This window comes from Paraburkholderia fungorum (assembly GCF_046027605.1).
Lineage (GTDB): Bacteria > Pseudomonadota > Gammaproteobacteria > Burkholderiales > Burkholderiaceae > Paraburkholderia > Paraburkholderia fungorum_F.
Genome location: NZ_JAQQEF010000008.1, coordinates 37,801 through 54,679, shown reverse-complemented (window position 1 = coordinate 54,679; position 16,879 = coordinate 37,801). Strand labels below are relative to the sequence as shown.

Here is a 16,879-nt window from a genome sequence, read left to right as displayed (position 1 = left end):
CGCTATCGGCGCGCCGCCGGTTGCGGTTGAGTCTGCAATTCGAGCTGGGTCAGCCATGCAAGCGCCTCACTGCGGTTCGTGCCACACATATCCGCTTGCGGTTGCAAACCGGAACAGCATGCCGGCCGCTCCGGCTGACCAAAGATCGCGCAACGCAGATCGTCGCCGAGTTGCACGCAGCGCACGCCCGCCGGCTTGCCATGCGGCATGCCCGGAATCGGGCTCGAAATCGACGGCGCGATACAACACGCGCCGCAATCGGGGCGGCACGCATGACCGGCCACATTGAACGGGGATTCGCGCGTCATCACGCTGTTCGGCACATCGCTCACGACATTTTTCCTGAACTTGAAAACATACAACGCCATACCAGACCCGCATTGTGCCATCGCATCCCGTGCGACCTTTTTACACAATCTCGCAGAGGGTCGCTCACGTAGACTTGATGGAAACGAAAGGCCCTGCTCAAGAGGCGTTTGCGCTGTTCGATCCGGTGCTCCGAAGCGCCGCCGGCTCTTGCCTCTTCCACGGTGGCCGTCAAACTTGAGCGCCCCATGACCACCGCCAACACGCTATTCCGCCCCGATCTCCTCGCTAAATACAGCGCCAATGGTCCACGGTATACGTCCTATCCGACCGCCTTGCAGTTCCGCGACACGTTCGATCCCGCCGACTATCTGCGCGCCGCCGCCGATCCGGGCGCCTCGACCACCGATCTCTCGCTGTACTTCCACATTCCGTTTTGCGACACCGTGTGCTTCTACTGCGGTTGCAACAAGGTCGCCACGAAAAACCGCGCGCATGCGCGTCCTTACGTCGAGCATCTGAAACGCGAAATGGCTTTGCAGGCAGCGTGTTTCGACACGCGGCGCCCCGTGTCGCAATTGCATTGGGGCGGTGGCACGCCCACCTTCCTGTCGCACGACGAAATGACGGAACTGATGGCGGCCGCGCGCGAGCACTTCACGTTGCTGCCCGACACCGCAGGCGAATATTCGATCGAAGTCGATCCGCGCGAAGCGTCGCCAAATACGATCGCGCATCTGCGCACGCTCGGCTTCAACCGCCTCAGTCTCGGCGTGCAGGATTTCGACCCGGTGGTACAGCAGGCGATCAATCGCATTCAACCGCTTGAGATGACCGCATCGGTGATGCAAGCCGCGCGCGATACGGACTTTCACTCGATCGGCGTCGATCTGATTTACGGGCTGCCGCATCAAACGGTGGATAGCTTCAGCCGCACGCTCGACATGATGATCGAGCTCGCGCCCGATCGTCTTTCGGTGTTCGCGTACGCACACATGCCGCAGCTCTTCAAGATGCAACGGCAGATGGACGCGGCCACGCTCCCCTCGCCTGCCGTGCGGCTCGCGATCCTGCAACGGATCGTCGAGCGGTTGACGGGCGCCGGTTATGTCTACATCGGCATGGACCATTTCGCGCTGCCCACCGACGAACTCGCACGCGCGCAGGCGCAGCGTACGTTGCATCGCAATTTCCAGGGCTATAGCACGCGCGCGGAATGCGATTTGATCGGCTTCGGCGCGTCGTCGATCAGCAAGGTCGGCGATGTGTATGCGCAGAACGTCAAGGATCTGCCCGGCTACGCCGCGGCGATCGACGCAGGCAAGTTCGCGATCACACGTGGCGTGCGGCTCACCGCGGACGACCGTCTCCGGCGCGACGTGATCACACAATTGATGTGCAATCTCGAACTGCGCTTCGACGAATTCGAAGCCGCTTATGGCATTCGCTTCGCCGCTGCGTTCGAACCGGAACTGGAGCGCTTGCGCGGCTTCGAGGAGGACGGGCTGGTGTCAGTGAACGGCAGCAAGCTCGAAGTGCGGATGGCCGGGCGCATGCTGGTGCGCAACATCGCGATGGTGTTCGACCGCTATCTCGGCCAGCAGACGCTCGAACGGTTTTCCCGCACCGTTTGAAAACGCTAACCGACGACATTGAACGCAAAGAAAGCGACCGGCTTGCCCGTCGTCGAATTTTCGGCCATAATCTGCGTCTTCGCCGCGCGCCATATTCTGACGCGTGCGCTGCAAGACCTGCCCAGGTGGTGAAATTGGTAGACGCAGGGGACTCAAAATCCCCCGCCGCAAGGCGTGCCGGTTCGATTCCGGCCCTGGGCACCAAGTAGCATTTCCGGCGAGTTCCGGTGAATTCCTCACATTTCCACTGAACCCGCAATAGGCCAAAAGCCTTGCGGGTTTTTTGCTTCCCACGGGAGCCGAGATCATCTATTGTCAGTCATGGCCAATCAGGTGATTTTCAGCGGCGCGCCGTCGCAGATCTGCAACCTTCCAGCGATCCTGAAGGGATGTGCCGTCATGGCTGTGATTGGCGGCATACATGTCTTCGCGTCGAACACTTTCCCGCTTCAATGGCAGGTGCTGCTTGCACAAGCAGGCGCGGTATTGATCGGCGTCGGCCTGCCGTTCGTCAAGACCGCTTTCACCCGGATCGTCATCGATACCGAACAGATTACCTGGACACAAGGCATCCTGCATCGCCGTGTGTCGAGACTGAAACTCTCCCGGATTCAAGGCATCACCTCGGTTCACCCTTGGTGGCTGCGCGTATTCGGCGTCGGCACGATCATGTTGACGACCAACGATCTCGCGCACCCCGTCAGGCGTTTGCCGGGCATCAGGCACGCGGATCAGCTCTGCAAGAAGCTCAACGAGGCGGTAGCCAAGCAGCAGGAGCGCGTTACTGCCGGCAACACGTATGATCCGCACGCCCCCGATCACGCTCAGGCGCACAGCGTTTGAGCAGGCAATATCCGTTCAGCAATTGAAGTCGCCGGCCGCTGCTGCTTCGCAAGCGCCGGCTGCAAGATTTGTTCTTTCTGACTCTACCGCCCCACCACCCGCACGCCGCCATGCATTGCCGCGCGCCGGCGTTTGAACACATACCCAGCCCACATCACGACCAGCCACGCCGGCACGAGCCATACCGAGACCGACAGACCCGGCGTCATCGCGAGAATCACGAGGATCAGCGCCATGAAGGCGAGGCAGATCCAGTTGCTGGCCGGGAACCAGAAAGACTTGAACACGAGCGTTTCGCCCGCCGCCACCATTGCCTTGCGCGACTTCAGATGCGTCAGACTGATCAGCGCCCAGTTCAGCACCAGCGCGGCCACCACGAGCGCCATCAGCAAGCCAAGCGCTTCGGCTGGAATCAGATAGTTGATGATCACGCAGGTAAACGTGGCGAGCGCCGACAAACCGATCGCCATATACGGCACCCCGCGCCGGTCGACCTTCATCAGCGCGCGCGGCGCGTTGCCCTGTTCCGCGAGACCGTAGAGCATCCGGCTATTCGCATACACGCCGCTGTTATACACCGACAGCGCCGCCGTCAGGACCACCACATTGAGCACGTTCGCGGTCAGCGTCGAGCCGATCTGCGAGAAGATCATCACGAACGGGCTGCCGCCGGCCGCTACCTGATTCCACGGATACAACGAAAGCAGCACCGCCAGCGAGCAGATGTAAAAAATCAGAATCCGGTAGATCACCTGATTCACAGCCTTCGGAATGCTCTTCTGCGGATCGGCGGCCTCAGCCGCCGTGATGCCGATCAACTCGAGCCCGCCGAACGAGAACATGATGACCGCAAGCATCATGAACAGGCCGTGAAACCCATGCGGGAAAAAGCCGCCGTTGGCCCAGAGATTCGTGATCGACGCTTGCGGGCCGCCGTGACCGCTGATCAGCAGATAGCCGCCGAACAGAATCATGCCGATCACCGCCACCACCTTGATGATGGCGAACCAGAATTCGGTTTCGCCATACGCTTTGACGTTGGCGAGATTGATTGCGTTGATGAGGGCGAAGCACACCAGCGCCGACACCCACGTTGGCACCCCGGGCCACCAGTAATGCACGTAAGTGCCCACCGCGGTCAGCTCGGCCATGCTCACGAGCACGTACAGCACCCAGTAGTTCCAGCCGGACAGAAAGCCGGGAAAGTCGCCCCAATATTTGTACGCGAAGTGGCTGAACGAACCGGCGACCGGTTCCTGCGCGACCATTTCACCAAGCTGCCGCATGATCATGAAGGCGATGATGCCGCCGATCGCGTAGCCGAGAATCATCGACGGGCCGGCTGCCTGTAATACGCTGGCGGAGCCGAGAAACAAGCCGGTACCGATCGCGCCGCCCAGCGCAATCAGCTGGATGTGGCGATTCTTAAGCCCGCGCTTCAGGCCGTCTTGCTGCTGTGCACTATTCAAAATTGCGCCCCAGTGTATGGATATCGATCACCCGATCAGACTTATGGTCCGGTCCGGCACAACCCAAAATTTTACCGTGCCCGAAAATACCTAAATACTGGGAGCAACCCGTGCTTGGTTCTGCGCCGCACTTAACACCGAGGATAGTGGTTGTCACTGGCGTGGTGCTTCTGTATGGTCGCCTAGTCGAGGTTTCAGCCTTCGGAGATTCAACATGTTGCCCAAACGTCTGCTTTGCGCCGCTGCTTTGTATCTCTGCTTCGCTGGGACGGGTGCCTTCGCGCAAACCGCGGCGCCGACAGCGGCACCCGCAGCAGAACCCGCCGCTGAGCCCGCCGAGGTGCCTGGCATGGAGTCGAGCGCACCTGAAGTGCCGGCCCGGCCGCCCGTGGCACCTGCCATGCCTGCCACGCCTGCAGCAGCCGCCCCTGCTGCACCCGCCACACCCAAGGCGACTGCCTCCAGACCTCCCGCACCCGCAGCAGCTCCGATGGCCGGCCCCGTGCGCAACGTCGTGCTGGTTCATGGCGCGTTCGTCGACGGGTCGAGCTGGAACGGTGTCGTCGCGAAGTTGCAGCAAAAGGGCTATCACGTGAGTTCGGTGCAGAATCCGCTCACATCACTCGCCGACGATGTCGCGGCGACCCGCCGCGTCCTTGCGCGGCAGGACGGCCCGACCATCCTGGTGGGGCACTCCTGGGGCGGCGTCGTGATCACCGAAGCCGGCGCGAATGCGCCAAACGTAGCGGGCCTTGTCTACGTGGCGGCGATTGCGCCGGACCTGCACGAATCGACGGTGGATCTGATGAAGCGCGCGGCACCGATGCCTGCGGGCGAGGGCATCACCGCGGATTCGACGGGCTTCCTTTGGCTCGACCGCACCAAATATCACGCCGACTTCGCCGCCGACGTGCCCGAGAATCTGACGCGCGTGCTGTCCGCCGCGCAACAGCCGATCGCCGCGAAGGCGTTCAGCGAAACCGTAAGCCAGGTGGCGTGGCGAGAAAAGCCGTCGTGGTACATCGTGACGACGCGGGACCGCGCGGTGTCGCCCGAAGTCGAACAGTTCATGGCCAACCGGATGGGCGCGAAGATCGTGCCGATCTCTTCGAGCCACCTGGTGCCGGTATCGCATGCGGGCGCGGTCGCCGATGTGATCGATCGCGCGGCGCGGGAGTTGAGCCGGCAGCAGTGACCGGCTTTCGTTCAACCCAACCCTGCCACACCCTCAGCGCAAATTCGTCGTCGCCAATTCGACGACCTCATCGCCGCGGCCATTCAGCACCGCCCGCAACATATACAAGCTGAAGCCCTTGGCCTGCGCCCATTGAATCTTCGGCGGCAACGCGAGTTCGTGCTTCGCCGTCACCACGTCGATCACCGCCGGCCCAGGATGAGCGAACGCCTCGCGCAATGCGGGCTCGATGTTTTCCGACAATTCGATCCGCGCGCCGTAAATCCCCGCGCCGCGCGCAATCGCCGCGAAGTCGGTGGCGGCGAGATCGGTGCCGCTTTCGAGGTAACCGCCCGCCTTCATCTCCATCGCGACGAAGCCGAGCGTGCTGTTGTTGAACACGACAACCTTGATCGGCAGATTCAGTTGGCGAGCAGTGAGCAGATCGCCGAGCAGCATCGAGAGGCCGCCGTCGCCCGATAGCGAAATCACCTGACGCCCCGGCTCGGCCGCTTGCGCGCCCAGCGCCTGCGGCATCGCGTTGGCCATCGAGCCATGATTGAACGAGCCATGCAGACTGCGCTTGCCGTTCATGGTCAGATAACGCGCGGCCCAGAGCGTCGGTGTGCCGACGTCGGCGCAGAACACGGCGTCTTCATTGGCCACCTTATCGATGATGCTGGTCAGATATTGCGGATGAATCGCGCGGCCCGGAGCGGATGGGCGGGCGAGATCGTCGAGGTCCTTGCGCGTATCCGCATAGTGCTGACGGGCGTTCTCGAGGAAGCGCCTGTCGGTCTTGCGTTTGATCAACGGCGACAGCGCCTGCAAGGTCGCCTTGACATCGCCGACGAGGCCCAGCTTCAACGGCGCGCGCTTGCCGAGCGCGGAGCCGCGGCGATCGATCTGCACCACGTTGCCGTGCGTCGGATAGAAGTTGCGATACGGGAAATCGGTGCCGAGCATCACCAGCGTGTCGCACGACATCATCGCGTGATAGCCGGAGCTGAAGCCGATCAGGCCCGTCATGCCGACATCGAATGGGTTGTCCCACTCCACGTATTGTTTGCCGCGCAATGCGTGCACGGTGGGCGCGCCGAGCAGATCGGCAAAGGCCACCACTTCGTCATGCGCGTTCGCGCAGCCGCTGCCGCACAGCAGCGTCACACCGCCGGCCTGGTTCAGCATCTCGGCGAGCCGGTTAAGATCCGCGCCGGAGGGCACGACCGTCGAGCGTTCGAGCGTCCCTGCCCACGCCGGCGTTTCATCGGGTGCCTCGCCCAGCGCGACATCGCCGGGCAGCACGATCACCGCGACGCCACGCTCTTCGATCGCGGTGCGCATCGCGCGGGCCAGCACGCGCGGAAACTGCGACGGGTTCGTCACCAGTTCGACGTAGTGGCTGCACTCCTTGAACAACTCCTGGGGATGGGTTTCCTGGAAGTAACCGAGGCCGATCTCCGAGGAGGGAATGTGCGCGGCGATCGCGAGCACGGGTTGATGATTACGATGACAGTCGTACAGGCCGTTGATCAGATGCAGGTTGCCGGGGCCGCAACTGCCCGCGCAGACGGCGAGCTTTCCAGTGGCGGCGGCGTCGGCGCCGGCGGCGAAGGCCGCGACCTCTTCGTGGCGCGTATGCATCCAGCGAATGGAACCGAGCCGTTGCAAGCTATCCGACAGGCCGTTCAGGCTGTCGCCCGTCACGCCCCAAATTCGTTCGACGTCTGCTGCCGCCAGGGTTCTGGCCAGATAATCCGCGATAGTCTGCTTACCCATGCTGTACTCCGCTAAGTGAGAGAGACGGTACCTCTGGAATGCCAGAGAGTACCGCTTCCTCGCCAAGCGTGTCGGCACGCAGGCCGCGTTTTATCAAAACGTAAGCATGGAGACCGGCCGCACGTGGCTGGCATCCCTCTTCATCACGCGCTTAGCGCAGCATGAACGACATCGCCGACAGGCAGTTCAGCATACGCACCGCATGTTCCGCCGACTCCGCGCCAAAGCGCAGCGTGACGGCGTCGACGCGCGTGAGCGTCGGCCATTGGCAGAACAGATCGGCGAGCGCGGTGGTTTGCACACGCAGTTCGCATTCGACGGGCTTCGCGGCGGCGCGCGTCGCGTGGGGCGCATGACCGTTGTCGACGTAGTGCCGCACTACTTCACGCGCTGCGATTTCGATTGCATCTCGCGCGCTCGCCGGCGTTTGCGTCACACCGCTCGCATGCCCCGTCGCGCTCTTGGTGACGACAAAGCGCGCGCCGGGAAAGCGCGGCGCGGTTTCTTCCGCGAATACGTCGTCGCCGGATAAAAGCGCTACCTGTGCGCCATATTCTTCCGCTAACGCGCCATACAGTCCCGCCTCGCCGACTTCGACGCCGTTCAACGAAACGCGCGTGAACGCGAAGCTGTTGATCGTGTGCGCGAGGATGCCGCGCGTCTGCGACTTCGCGTGATAGCCGATCATGAACACCAGCGCCGCACCGTATTCAAGCCCGGCCATCATGCCGAGCGTACGCGGTTTGCCGAGCACGACCTGGGCACGCGCGTCGAGCAGATCGGGCAAGAGATTGCGGAAGCCGCCATGCGAATCGTTGACCCACACGTGCGTCGCGCCGCCCGCGAACGCGCCTTCGATCGCGGCGTTCGCTTCGAGTGTCATCCAGCGGCGCGCGGCCTCGTATTCGCCGTTGCCCGCACGGGTTTGCTCGGGATGGAACACACCGGCCACGCCTTCGATGTCGGCGGAAATCAGGACTTTCATCAGGAGGATTGTTTGAGAAGTTGAGCAAGATCGGGGGCGGCGTCGTGCAGCGATAGACGCCGATGGCCGTCGCGGCCCGTCACCGACGTGGCGCTCCACAACGCATCGAGAATCGCTTGCTCGACGCTGTCCGCACAGGCACGGAATAGTGGATCGAGGCGTGCATCGGCGAGCATGGGTGGCAGCGCGATGAATTCGGCGTCGTGCGGCACGGTGTAGGCCGTTGAAAACGCCAACGCGATGTCGCCGCTGCCATGACCGTACACCGAACCGGTTCGTGCGAGACCTGCCGCGGCGCGCAATGACAGACGCTTGAGTTGGCGAGCGTCGAGCGGCGCGTCGGTGGCGACGATCATGATGATCGAGCCTTGCTCGGGTTTCGCGGCGGTTGCGGCGGCTTTGGCCGCGCGCTCGGCCAGCACGCGACCGAGCGGCGTGCCGTCGATCGTCAACATCGGCAGACGACCGAAGTTCGCCAGCACCAGCGCGCCGACTGTATAACGCTGCCCTGCTACGTCAATAACGCGCGACGCATGACCGATCCCGCCCTTCAGATCGAAGCACGACATGCCGCGGCCCGCGCCGACCGAACCGCTCGCAACGTCAACGCCTGCCGCTGCATACGCCTCGTTGTAATGCCGTTCGCTTAACGCCAAAGCCTGAATGTCGTTCAGGTATCCGTCATTGCATTCGAATACCAGCGGATTGACCGTCGACCATTCGCGTCCAATTTGCGGATTGGCCTGAATCGCAGCGCGAATCTGCGCCTGTGCCACCGTGGCCACGCCGAAGGTATTGGTCAACGCAATCGGCGTTTCGAGCACGCCGAGTTCTTCGACTTGCACGAGCCCGATGCTTTTGCCGAATCCGTTGATCACTGAGGCAGCCGCGGGTACCTTCCGAAGAAAAGGATCGCCGGAATGCGGACGAATCACGGTCACGCCGGTCTGTACAGCGCCGTCATCCAGCGTGCAATGTCCGACTGTCACGCCGGGCACGTCGGCAAGCGACCCACGCGGGCCGCCTGGCAACACACCGATAGGCGGTGCGCTTGCACCCACGGGTTCAGTCGAACTCATGGCCGGTCGAGCTTCGGATCGAGCGCATCGCGCAAACCGTCGCCGAGCAGATTGAATGCCAGCACGGTGAGGAAAATCGCCAGACTCGGAAACAGCGCGATATGCGGCGCCGTGACCATATCGGCACGCGCTTCGTTGAGCATCGCGCCCCACTCCGGCGTCGGCGGTTGCGCGCCGAGTCCGAGAAACGACAGGCTCGCCGCCGTGATGATCGACGTGCCGATCCGCATCGTGAAGTACACGACGATCGATGAAATCGTCCCCGGCAGAATATGCCGCACGATGATGGTCCAGTCCGATGCGCCGATGCTGCGCGCCGCTTCGATATACGTGAGTTGCTTAAGCATCAGCGTATTGCCGCGCACGAGCCGGGCAAACGCGGGGATGCTGAAAATCGCTACCGCGCAGATCACATTGATCATGCCGTTGCCGAGAATCGCGACCACACCGATCGCCAGCAGAATGCCCGGGAAGGCAAACAGCACGTCGGCGACACGCATCGTGATGCGGTCCCACCAGCCCTCGTAGTAACCGGCCAGCAAACCGAAGAACGTGCCAATCACCGCGCCGATCGCTACCGACAGAAAACCTGCTTCGAGCGAAATGCGCGAGCCCGCCAGAATCCGGCTGAAAATATCGCGCCCCAACGAATCGACGCCGAACCAGTGCGCGGCCGAGGGCCCCGCGTTCAACGCGTCGTAGTCGAAGAAATTCTCCGGATCGTACGGCACGATATGCGGCGCGAGAATCGCGACCACGATCAGCAGCAGCACGAAAACGCCGGCGCCGAGCGCCACATGCTGCTTGCGGAATTTGCGCCAGAATTCGCTCCACGGCGTGCGGATCGTGCTTTCTACGAGGGCGGCCTTGGCCGCATTCGCCTCGGTGGCTGAGATGCTCATGCGGGCCTCACTTGAAACGGATGGTCGGGTTGATGACGGCGTACAGCACGTCCACAACCAGGTTGATGATGATGAATTCGAGCGAGAACAACAGCACTTCGGCCTGAATCACCGGATAGTCGCGCATCGCGACGGCATCCACCAGCAGGCGTCCGAGACCCGGCCAGTTGAACACCACTTCGACCACGATCGAGCCGCCCAGCAGAAAGCCGAATTGCAGCCCCATCATCGTGATGACGGGGATCATGGCGTTGCGCAGGCAGTGTTTGACGATCACGAGCCGTTCGGGCACACCCTTGGCGCGCGCGGTGCGCACAAAATCTTCATTCATCACTTCGACGAACGAAGCCCGCGTGAAGCGCGCCATCACTGCCGCCACCGCCGCGCCGAGCGTGAGCGAAGGCAGCACGTAGCTCTTCCATGAACCGTCGCCGACAATCGGCAGCCAGCCGAGCTTGACCGAAAAGATCTCCATCAGCAGCATGCCGAGCGCGAAGGCGGGAAACGAAATACCCGACACCGCGAGCGTCATGCCGAGCCGGTCGGGCCAGCGATTGCGCCACACCGCCGAGACGATGCCGATGCCCATGCCGAGCACCACCGCCCACACCATGCTCGCGAGCGTGAGCAGCAGCGTCGGCATGAAGCGCTCGCCGATTTCCTGGCTGACCGGCCGCTTGCTGCGGGTGGACGTGCCGAAGTCGCCGTGCGCGATCTTCACGAAGAAGCTGGCGAATTGCTGCGGCATCGGTTTGTCGAGGCCGAGGTCGGCGCGCACCAGCGCAACGGTCGCCTCATCCGCTTCGGGACCGGCCGCGAGGCGTGCCGGATCACCGGGCAACAGATGCACGAACAGGAACACCAGCACAGCGACGATGAAGAGCGTCGGCAGCAGGCCAAAGATACGTTTGACGAGGAAGTTCAGCATGAAACCCAATCCGGCAATGATGCGGGCAACGAAAGATCTTTCCGAGCAGTACGGCACCGCCCGGCCAGTGCGTTCGTGAAGAACACACCGCGCCGGACGGTCAGCTCATCACTTGATCGCGATCTCGTCGAAATTGAACGAGCCGTCCGGCGCGACATACGCGCCCGACAAACGCTTGCTGCGTGCGTACACGACCTTTTCCTTGACGAGGAAGATCCACGGCGCGTCGGCCCAGATGCGCTTTTGCGCGTCGGTGTAGAGCGCGGCCTTCTGCGTGCGGTCGGTGGTTTCGAGCGCCTGCTTCAGATCGGTATCGACCGTGTCATTCTTGTAGTACGCGGTGTTGACCATCTTCGGCGGGAACGAGACCGATCCGAGCAGCGGCGTGATCGCCCAATCCGCTTCACCCGTCGATGAAGACCAGCCCGCGTAGTACATCCGCACCGGTGCGGTCGCCGGGTCCTGAGCGCTTTCGACCTTGGCGACGCGTTGTCCCGCTTCGAGCGCTTCAACCTGCGCCTTGATGCCGACTTGCGCCAGTTGCTGCTGCACGAACTGAATCACCTTCTGCGCGGTCGAGTAGTTATACGCGGACCACAGCGTCGTTTCGAAACCGTTCGGATAACCCGCTTCCTTCAGCAATTCACGCGCCTTCGCCGGATCGTACGGCCACGGGCCGAGCTTCACCGCGTAATCCACCCCTTGCGGCACCACACCATCGGCCGGCGTCGCATAACCGGCGAACGCAACCTTCGTCAGCGCGTCCTTGTTGACCGCATAGTTCAGCGCTTCACGCACCTTCGGATTGTCGAACGGCTTCTGGTTGACGTTCATGCTGATGTAGCGCTGGATGATCGAGGGCGATGCGATCAGGTCGACCTTCGGGCTCGACTGCAATTGCGCCGCCTGCTCGAACGGCACCTGAAACGCGAAGTCCGCTTCGCCGGTGCGCATCAACGCAGCACGCGTGTTGTTGTCGACCACCGGTTTCCAGTCGATCGCATCGACCTTCGGATAGCCCTTCTTCCAGTAGCCGGCGAACTTCTTCACCGTCAGGTCACCTGCCGGGTCCCACTTCACCAGTTCGAACGGACCTGTGCCGACCGGATGGAACGCGATGTCCTTGCCGTACTTCTTCAGCGCGTCAGGCGAGATCATCACCGCCGACGGATGCGCGAGCACGTTGACGAACGCCGAGAACGGCGCTTTCAAAGTGATCTTCACCGTGTACGGATCGACCACTTCAGTCTTCTCGATACGGTTGAACATGTTGTAGCGCTTCAGCTTGTTCGCCGGATCGGTCACGCGGTCGAAGTTCGCTTTCACTGCCGCGGCATTGAAGTCGGTACCGTCCTGGAACTTCACGCCGTGACGCAGCTTGAACGTGTAGACCTTGGCGTCCGGACTCGCTTCGTAGCTGTCGGCCAGCACGTTGACCAGCTTCATGTCCTTGTCGAAACCGAACAGGCCTTGATAGAACGACTTGGCGACGGCTTGCGACAGCGTGTCGTTGGCATCGTACGGATCGAGCGTCGTGAAGGTCGACGCAACGGCCATCACGGCCGTGGTGTCGGCGTGCGCCACATTGCCCGCGAGCATCGCGAACACCACCGCGCCGCCGCTGACCAGCGCGCGCAAACGAAACGGAGAAGACGGGACCAGCAGGTTCATGAGGTTGGCTCCAGGCTGCAAATTGATTCAGGGTTATGTGCTGCGAGAGAAAATTTCTTCTTCAGGTTGGGCGCTGCATTCGGGTCAGCATTCGAGTCTCCGTGCGCGCTAGTACGCGCCACCGACCCGATGCTGCGCCACGAAATGGTCCGGTCCGACAGCCACCAGCGGCGCCACGATCGGCTCATCGTTCAGCGAGCGGATCGGGCTCGGAATCTCGTCGGCGGCGAGCATGCGTTTCGCGTGACGGCGCGCCGGATCGGCGACGGGCACGGCCCCCATCAGCTTCTTCGTGTACGGATGCTGCGGCGCTTCGAACACCGCGCGGCGCGGACCAATTTCGACGATCTGGCCGAGATACATCACCGCGACGCGATGGCTGACACGCTCCACCACGGCCATGTCGTGCGAAATGAACAGATACGCGACGCCCAATTCGCGTTGCAGATCGAGCATCAGGTTGACGATCTGTGCCTGCACGGAGACGTCCAATGCGGAAACGGATTCGTCGGCGATCACGACTTTCGGATTCAATGCCAGCGCGCGCGCAATCGCAATACGTTGTCGTTGGCCGCCGGAAAATTCATGCGGATAGCGACGCGCCGCCTCGGGCGGCAAGCCGACTTTTTCGAGCAGCCACGCGACCCGCGCCTGGGCTTCCGCGCCCTGAGCGACGCCGTGCACGAGCAGCGGCTCCATGATCGAGAAGCCGACCGTCAAACGCGGATTCAGCGAAGCGAACGGGTCCTGGAAAATAAACTGGATATCGCGGCGCAGCGCTTGCAATGCAGGGCCTGTGAGCGAGCTGATTTCCTTGCCGTTGAATTCGATCGAACCGCTCTGGCTTTCCACGAGGCGCAGCAGCGAACGGCCCGTCGTCGATTTACCGCAACCCGATTCGCCGACCAACGCCAGCGTTTCGCCCGGGCGCAGATCGAAGCTGACTTGCTCGACCGCATGCACGCGGCCGGTTACGCGACCGAACACGCCGCTCTTGACCGGAAAGCGCGTGACCAGATCGCGCACGCGCAGAATCGGCGGGGTGCTTTCGCGGACCACTGGTTGGTTTTCTTCCGCTCCAGCGGCTGCGGGACGAACAGCTTTATCGGCGCCGGTGAGTGCCGCCTGCTCGACGGTCAGAATCGGGAATTTGGCAGGCTGGTCGGTGCCTTGCATCGCGCCGAGTCGCGGCACGGCAGCAAGCAGCGCCTTCGTATAAGGATGCGACGGCGCGCCGAATAGCGCATCCGATGCACCCTCTTCCACTTTCTCGCCGCGGTACATCACCAGCACGCGATCGGCCACTTCGGCGACCACACCCATGTCGTGCGTGATGAAGATCACGCCCATGTTCATCTCGTCCTGCAAGCCGCGAATCAATTGCAGGATCTGCGCCTGGATCGTCACGTCGAGCGCGGTGGTCGGTTCATCGGCAATCAGCAGTGCGGGCTTGCACGACAGCGCCATCGCGATCATCACGCGTTGGCGCATACCACCCGACAGTTGATGCGGAAACCGCGCGGCCACCCGGCGCGCTTCCGGAATGCGCACGAGGTCGAGCAGGCGCAGCGTTTCGGCGTGCGCGGCAGAACGGCTCTTGCCTTGATGCAAGGCAATCGCTTCGCTGATCTGGTCGCCCACCGTGAACACCGGGTTGAGCGAGGTCATCGGCTCCTGAAAAATCATTGCGATGTCGGCGCCGCGAATCGAACGCATCGTGCCGGACGATGCTTGCGCCAAGTCGAGCACGCTGCCGTCGCGGCGCCGAAAAGCGATGCTGCCGCCGGCAAGGCGCCCACCGCCATGCTCGATCAGCCGCATCAACGCAAGCGATGTCACCGATTTGCCCGAGCCCGATTCGCCGACGATCGCCAGCGTCTCGCCACGCTCGACCGTCAGCGAGAGATTGCGCACCGCGTTGAAGATCTTGTCGCCGCTGCGGAATGCGACCGACAGATCGTCGACCGCAAGCACGCATTGGGGCGGTAAGGTCTCGATAAGCGGACGAGCGGTGTGCGATGAAGTCGGCACGATGATTCCTTTTATTTCGAACGCGGCTAACGGTGGTTCAGGCGAAGGTTGGGACAGCGGTTCAAGCAGCAACGCAGCGAAACAGCACTAGCGATAAATCGCCGTCACCGGCGTCTCGCCGATCCGCGCGAAACCGCGATACATGCCCTCGGTGTTGAACGGCAGCGTGACGTTGCCGCGTGCATCGACGGCGATCAAACCACCGCGTCCGTCGATCTTCGGCAAACGGTTCATCACCACGTCATGCGCCGCTTCTTCAAGCGAGACGTTGCGGTAGGCCATTTGCGCCGCGACGTCGTAGGCCGCGACCATGCGCATGAACATTTCGCCGGAGCCGGTGGTCGAGACCGCGCAGGTGGCGTCGTCCGCATAGCAGCCCGCACCGATCAGCGGCGTGTCGCCGACCCGGCCCACCTGCTTGTTGGTGACGCCGCCCGTCGAAGTCGCAGCCGCCACGTGGCCGTGCTGATCGAACGCGACCGCGCCCACCGTGCCGAACTTGCGATTCGGATCGATCGGTTCGTGCGGGGTGGGGTCGTCGTCATTCGAAGACGGCGCGGCGGCCAGCGTGGCGCCGTCGTGATCGAGCATCGCGCGCTGCTGACCGCGTGCGAGCTGCCACTGCCGGTGGCGCGCTTCGGTGTCGAAATAGCCGGGCTCGACGAATTCGAGTCCTTGCGCGGCCGCGAAGGCTTCCGCGCCAGCACCGGTAAACAGCACGTGTTCGCTGCGCTCGAGTACGCGGCGCGCCGCCAGAATCGGATTGCGTACCCGCGTCACGCAGCAGATCGCGCCGGCGTCGAGCGTGCTGCCGTCCATGATGGCCGCGTCGAGTTCATGCGTACCGGCCGCCGTGTAAACCGCGCCGCGGCCCGCGTTGAAGAGCGGGCAATCTTCGAGCAGACGCACGGCTTCGCTGACGGCATCGAGCGCGCTGCCGCCGTCGGCGAGAACGCGCCGGCCCGCGCTCAGCACGGCGTGCAAGGCGGCGTGATAGTCGGCTTCGGCGCTGGCCGACATCGATGCGCGCAGGATCGTGCCTGCCCCGCCGTGAATGGCAATGACTGCGTTGGAGTTCATCGTTTTGTTTTGCTAGTGCGGGTTGTTCGGGAGGGTCGCGAGGAGGTACGTGTAGGCGCGCGCGCCGCGCGCCCGCTCGTGCCGGCGGCCGCGGCTTGCGAATCGGTGAGCCACGGCAGCAGGAATTCGGTGACCTCGGCGGCCGCCTTCACCGAGCGCTTCGCGCGATAGGCAACCGCATCGCACAGCGCTTCGATGACGGCCAGCACGGCCGAATCGGCATTCGCCGCGAGCCGCCGTTCTGCGCGGATATAGAGCGAGAGATCCGCGAATTGCGCAAGCGGTGAGTGCGGGCCGTCGGTCAACGCAAGGACGCGGGCGCCGCGGCTCGATGCGCGACGCGCAAGTTCGATCGTGTCATCGACGTAACGCGGGAAGGCGATGCCGATCACCAGATCGCTTTCGTTGGAGGCAAACAGGCGCCGTGCGGCATGCGACGCTCCGCCGATCAACGCCAGCGACTGCACGTTGTCGTGATACGGCATCAGGCCGTGTTCCATCAGGCCTGCGAGAAAAGCGCTGGCGCCATAGCCGAGCACGAATACGCGGCGTGCGGCGATGATCGCTTCCACAGCGGCTTCGGCCGCGGCGTTATCGATCACGCTACGCGTGGAACGCAGGTTCGCCGCCGCCTGTTCGAGCGACGCGCCGATCAGATCGTCACCGGCAGCAAGCGACTCCTGCGCGCTGCGCAAACGCTCGACCGGCGCGAGCGTCGCTTCGAAACCACGCACGAGTGCTTCGCGAAACTGCGGATAGCCGTCGAAGCCGAGCGCGCGAGCGAAGCGATTCGCCGTTGCCACCGACGCGCCGACCACGCTCGCCAGTTCGTCGATCCGCATGGTCGCCGCGCGGAACAGATTCGCCAGCACGTATTCGCCCATGCGCCGATGGATTGGCGTGAGAGTCGGCATGGCCGCGGCGATGCGCGCGGCAATGGCCTGCTCAGCGGGGTTGGAAGCAACGGACGAATGAGTCATGCGAACGAGTCATCGGAA

Annotated in this window: 14 protein-coding genes and 1 tRNA gene; 4 read left to right on the top strand and 11 right to left on the bottom strand. The window is 63.0% G+C overall.

The features are described 5' to 3' along the window. Positions 1-2: 2 nt before the first annotated feature. Positions 3-308 carry a YkgJ family cysteine cluster protein gene (locus PQR53_RS15205; RefSeq protein WP_408455624.1) on the bottom strand — a complete coding sequence of 102 codons (306 nt, stop codon included), beginning with the start codon at positions 306-308 and terminating at the stop codon, positions 3-5. 246 nt (positions 309-554) lie between these two features. Between PQR53_RS15205 and hemN the strand changes: the two genes are divergently transcribed. From hemN to PQR53_RS15190, 3 genes are all read left to right on the top strand, one after another. Then, positions 555-1,940, top strand: coding sequence for an oxygen-independent coproporphyrinogen III oxidase (hemN, locus tag PQR53_RS15200; protein WP_408455079.1), 1,386 nt, complete (start codon positions 555-557; stop codon positions 1,938-1,940). Positions 1,941-2,059: 119 nt separating this feature from the next. Next, positions 2,060-2,144: transfer RNA gene (locus PQR53_RS15195), tRNA-Leu, on the top strand. 117 nt (positions 2,145-2,261) lie between these two features. Then, positions 2,262-2,783 carry a PH domain-containing protein gene (locus PQR53_RS15190; RefSeq protein ID WP_408455621.1) on the top strand — a complete coding sequence of 174 codons (522 nt, stop codon included), beginning with the start codon at positions 2,262-2,264 and terminating at the stop codon, positions 2,781-2,783. A gap of 83 nt (positions 2,784-2,866) precedes the next feature. Here the strand turns inward: PQR53_RS15190 and PQR53_RS15185 are convergent, their stop codons facing one another. After that, on the bottom strand, positions 2,867-4,252 hold the full coding sequence (locus PQR53_RS15185) for an amino acid permease (protein WP_408455076.1): 1,386 nt from the start codon (positions 4,250-4,252) through the stop codon (positions 2,867-2,869). 214 nt (positions 4,253-4,466) lie between these two features. On the opposite strand from PQR53_RS15185, the gene PQR53_RS15180 reads away from it, so the two are divergent. Further along, positions 4,467-5,447, top strand: a complete 981-nt coding sequence (locus PQR53_RS15180; protein WP_408455073.1) for an alpha/beta fold hydrolase — start codon at positions 4,467-4,469, stop codon at positions 5,445-5,447. 33 nt (positions 5,448-5,480) lie between these two features. Here PQR53_RS15180 and poxB read toward each other — a convergent pair whose 3' ends face one another. From poxB to PQR53_RS15135, 9 genes are all read right to left on the bottom strand, one after another. Then, positions 5,481-7,205 carry a ubiquinone-dependent pyruvate dehydrogenase gene (gene poxB / locus PQR53_RS15175; RefSeq protein WP_408455070.1) on the bottom strand — a complete coding sequence of 575 codons (1,725 nt, stop codon included), beginning with the start codon at positions 7,203-7,205 and terminating at the stop codon, positions 5,481-5,483. Between the two features lie 151 nt (positions 7,206-7,356). After that, the gene (locus PQR53_RS15170) at positions 7,357-8,190 is read right to left on the bottom strand and encodes a M55 family metallopeptidase (RefSeq protein ID WP_408455067.1); all 834 of its coding nucleotides are present in this window, start codon (positions 8,188-8,190) and stop codon (positions 7,357-7,359) included. Next, positions 8,190-9,269: a DmpA family aminopeptidase gene (locus PQR53_RS15165; RefSeq protein ID WP_408455064.1), complete on the bottom strand. Its 1,080-nt coding sequence runs from the start codon at positions 9,267-9,269 to the stop codon at positions 8,190-8,192. Before PQR53_RS15165 ends, PQR53_RS15170 begins: the two co-directional genes overlap by 1 nt. Further along, the gene (gene gsiD / locus PQR53_RS15160) at positions 9,266-10,171 is read right to left on the bottom strand and encodes a glutathione ABC transporter permease GsiD (RefSeq protein WP_179733869.1); all 906 of its coding nucleotides are present in this window, start codon (positions 10,169-10,171) and stop codon (positions 9,266-9,268) included. Before gsiD ends, PQR53_RS15165 begins: the two co-directional genes overlap by 4 nt. 7 nt (positions 10,172-10,178) lie before the next feature. After that, positions 10,179-11,099, bottom strand: a complete 921-nt coding sequence (gene gsiC, locus PQR53_RS15155) for a glutathione ABC transporter permease GsiC (protein ID WP_408455061.1) — start codon at positions 11,097-11,099, stop codon at positions 10,179-10,181. 108 nt (positions 11,100-11,207) lie between these two features. After that, complete coding sequence (gene gsiB, locus PQR53_RS15150; RefSeq protein ID WP_408455058.1) at positions 11,208-12,770, bottom strand: glutathione ABC transporter substrate-binding protein GsiB; 1,563 nt, start codon at positions 12,768-12,770, stop codon at positions 11,208-11,210. A gap of 108 nt (positions 12,771-12,878) precedes the next feature. Then, positions 12,879-14,801 carry a dipeptide ABC transporter ATP-binding protein gene (locus PQR53_RS15145; protein WP_408455055.1) on the bottom strand — a complete coding sequence of 641 codons (1,923 nt, stop codon included), beginning with the start codon at positions 14,799-14,801 and terminating at the stop codon, positions 12,879-12,881. Between the two features lie 87 nt (positions 14,802-14,888). Beyond that, positions 14,889-15,881 (bottom strand): isoaspartyl peptidase/L-asparaginase family protein, encoded by a 993-nt coding sequence (locus PQR53_RS15140; protein WP_408455054.1) that lies wholly within the window; start codon positions 15,879-15,881, stop codon positions 14,889-14,891. Then, positions 15,878-16,861, bottom strand: coding sequence for a MurR/RpiR family transcriptional regulator (locus tag PQR53_RS15135; protein WP_408455051.1), 984 nt, complete (start codon positions 16,859-16,861; stop codon positions 15,878-15,880). Before PQR53_RS15135 ends, PQR53_RS15140 begins: the two co-directional genes overlap by 4 nt. Positions 16,862-16,879: the final 18 nt, after the last annotated feature.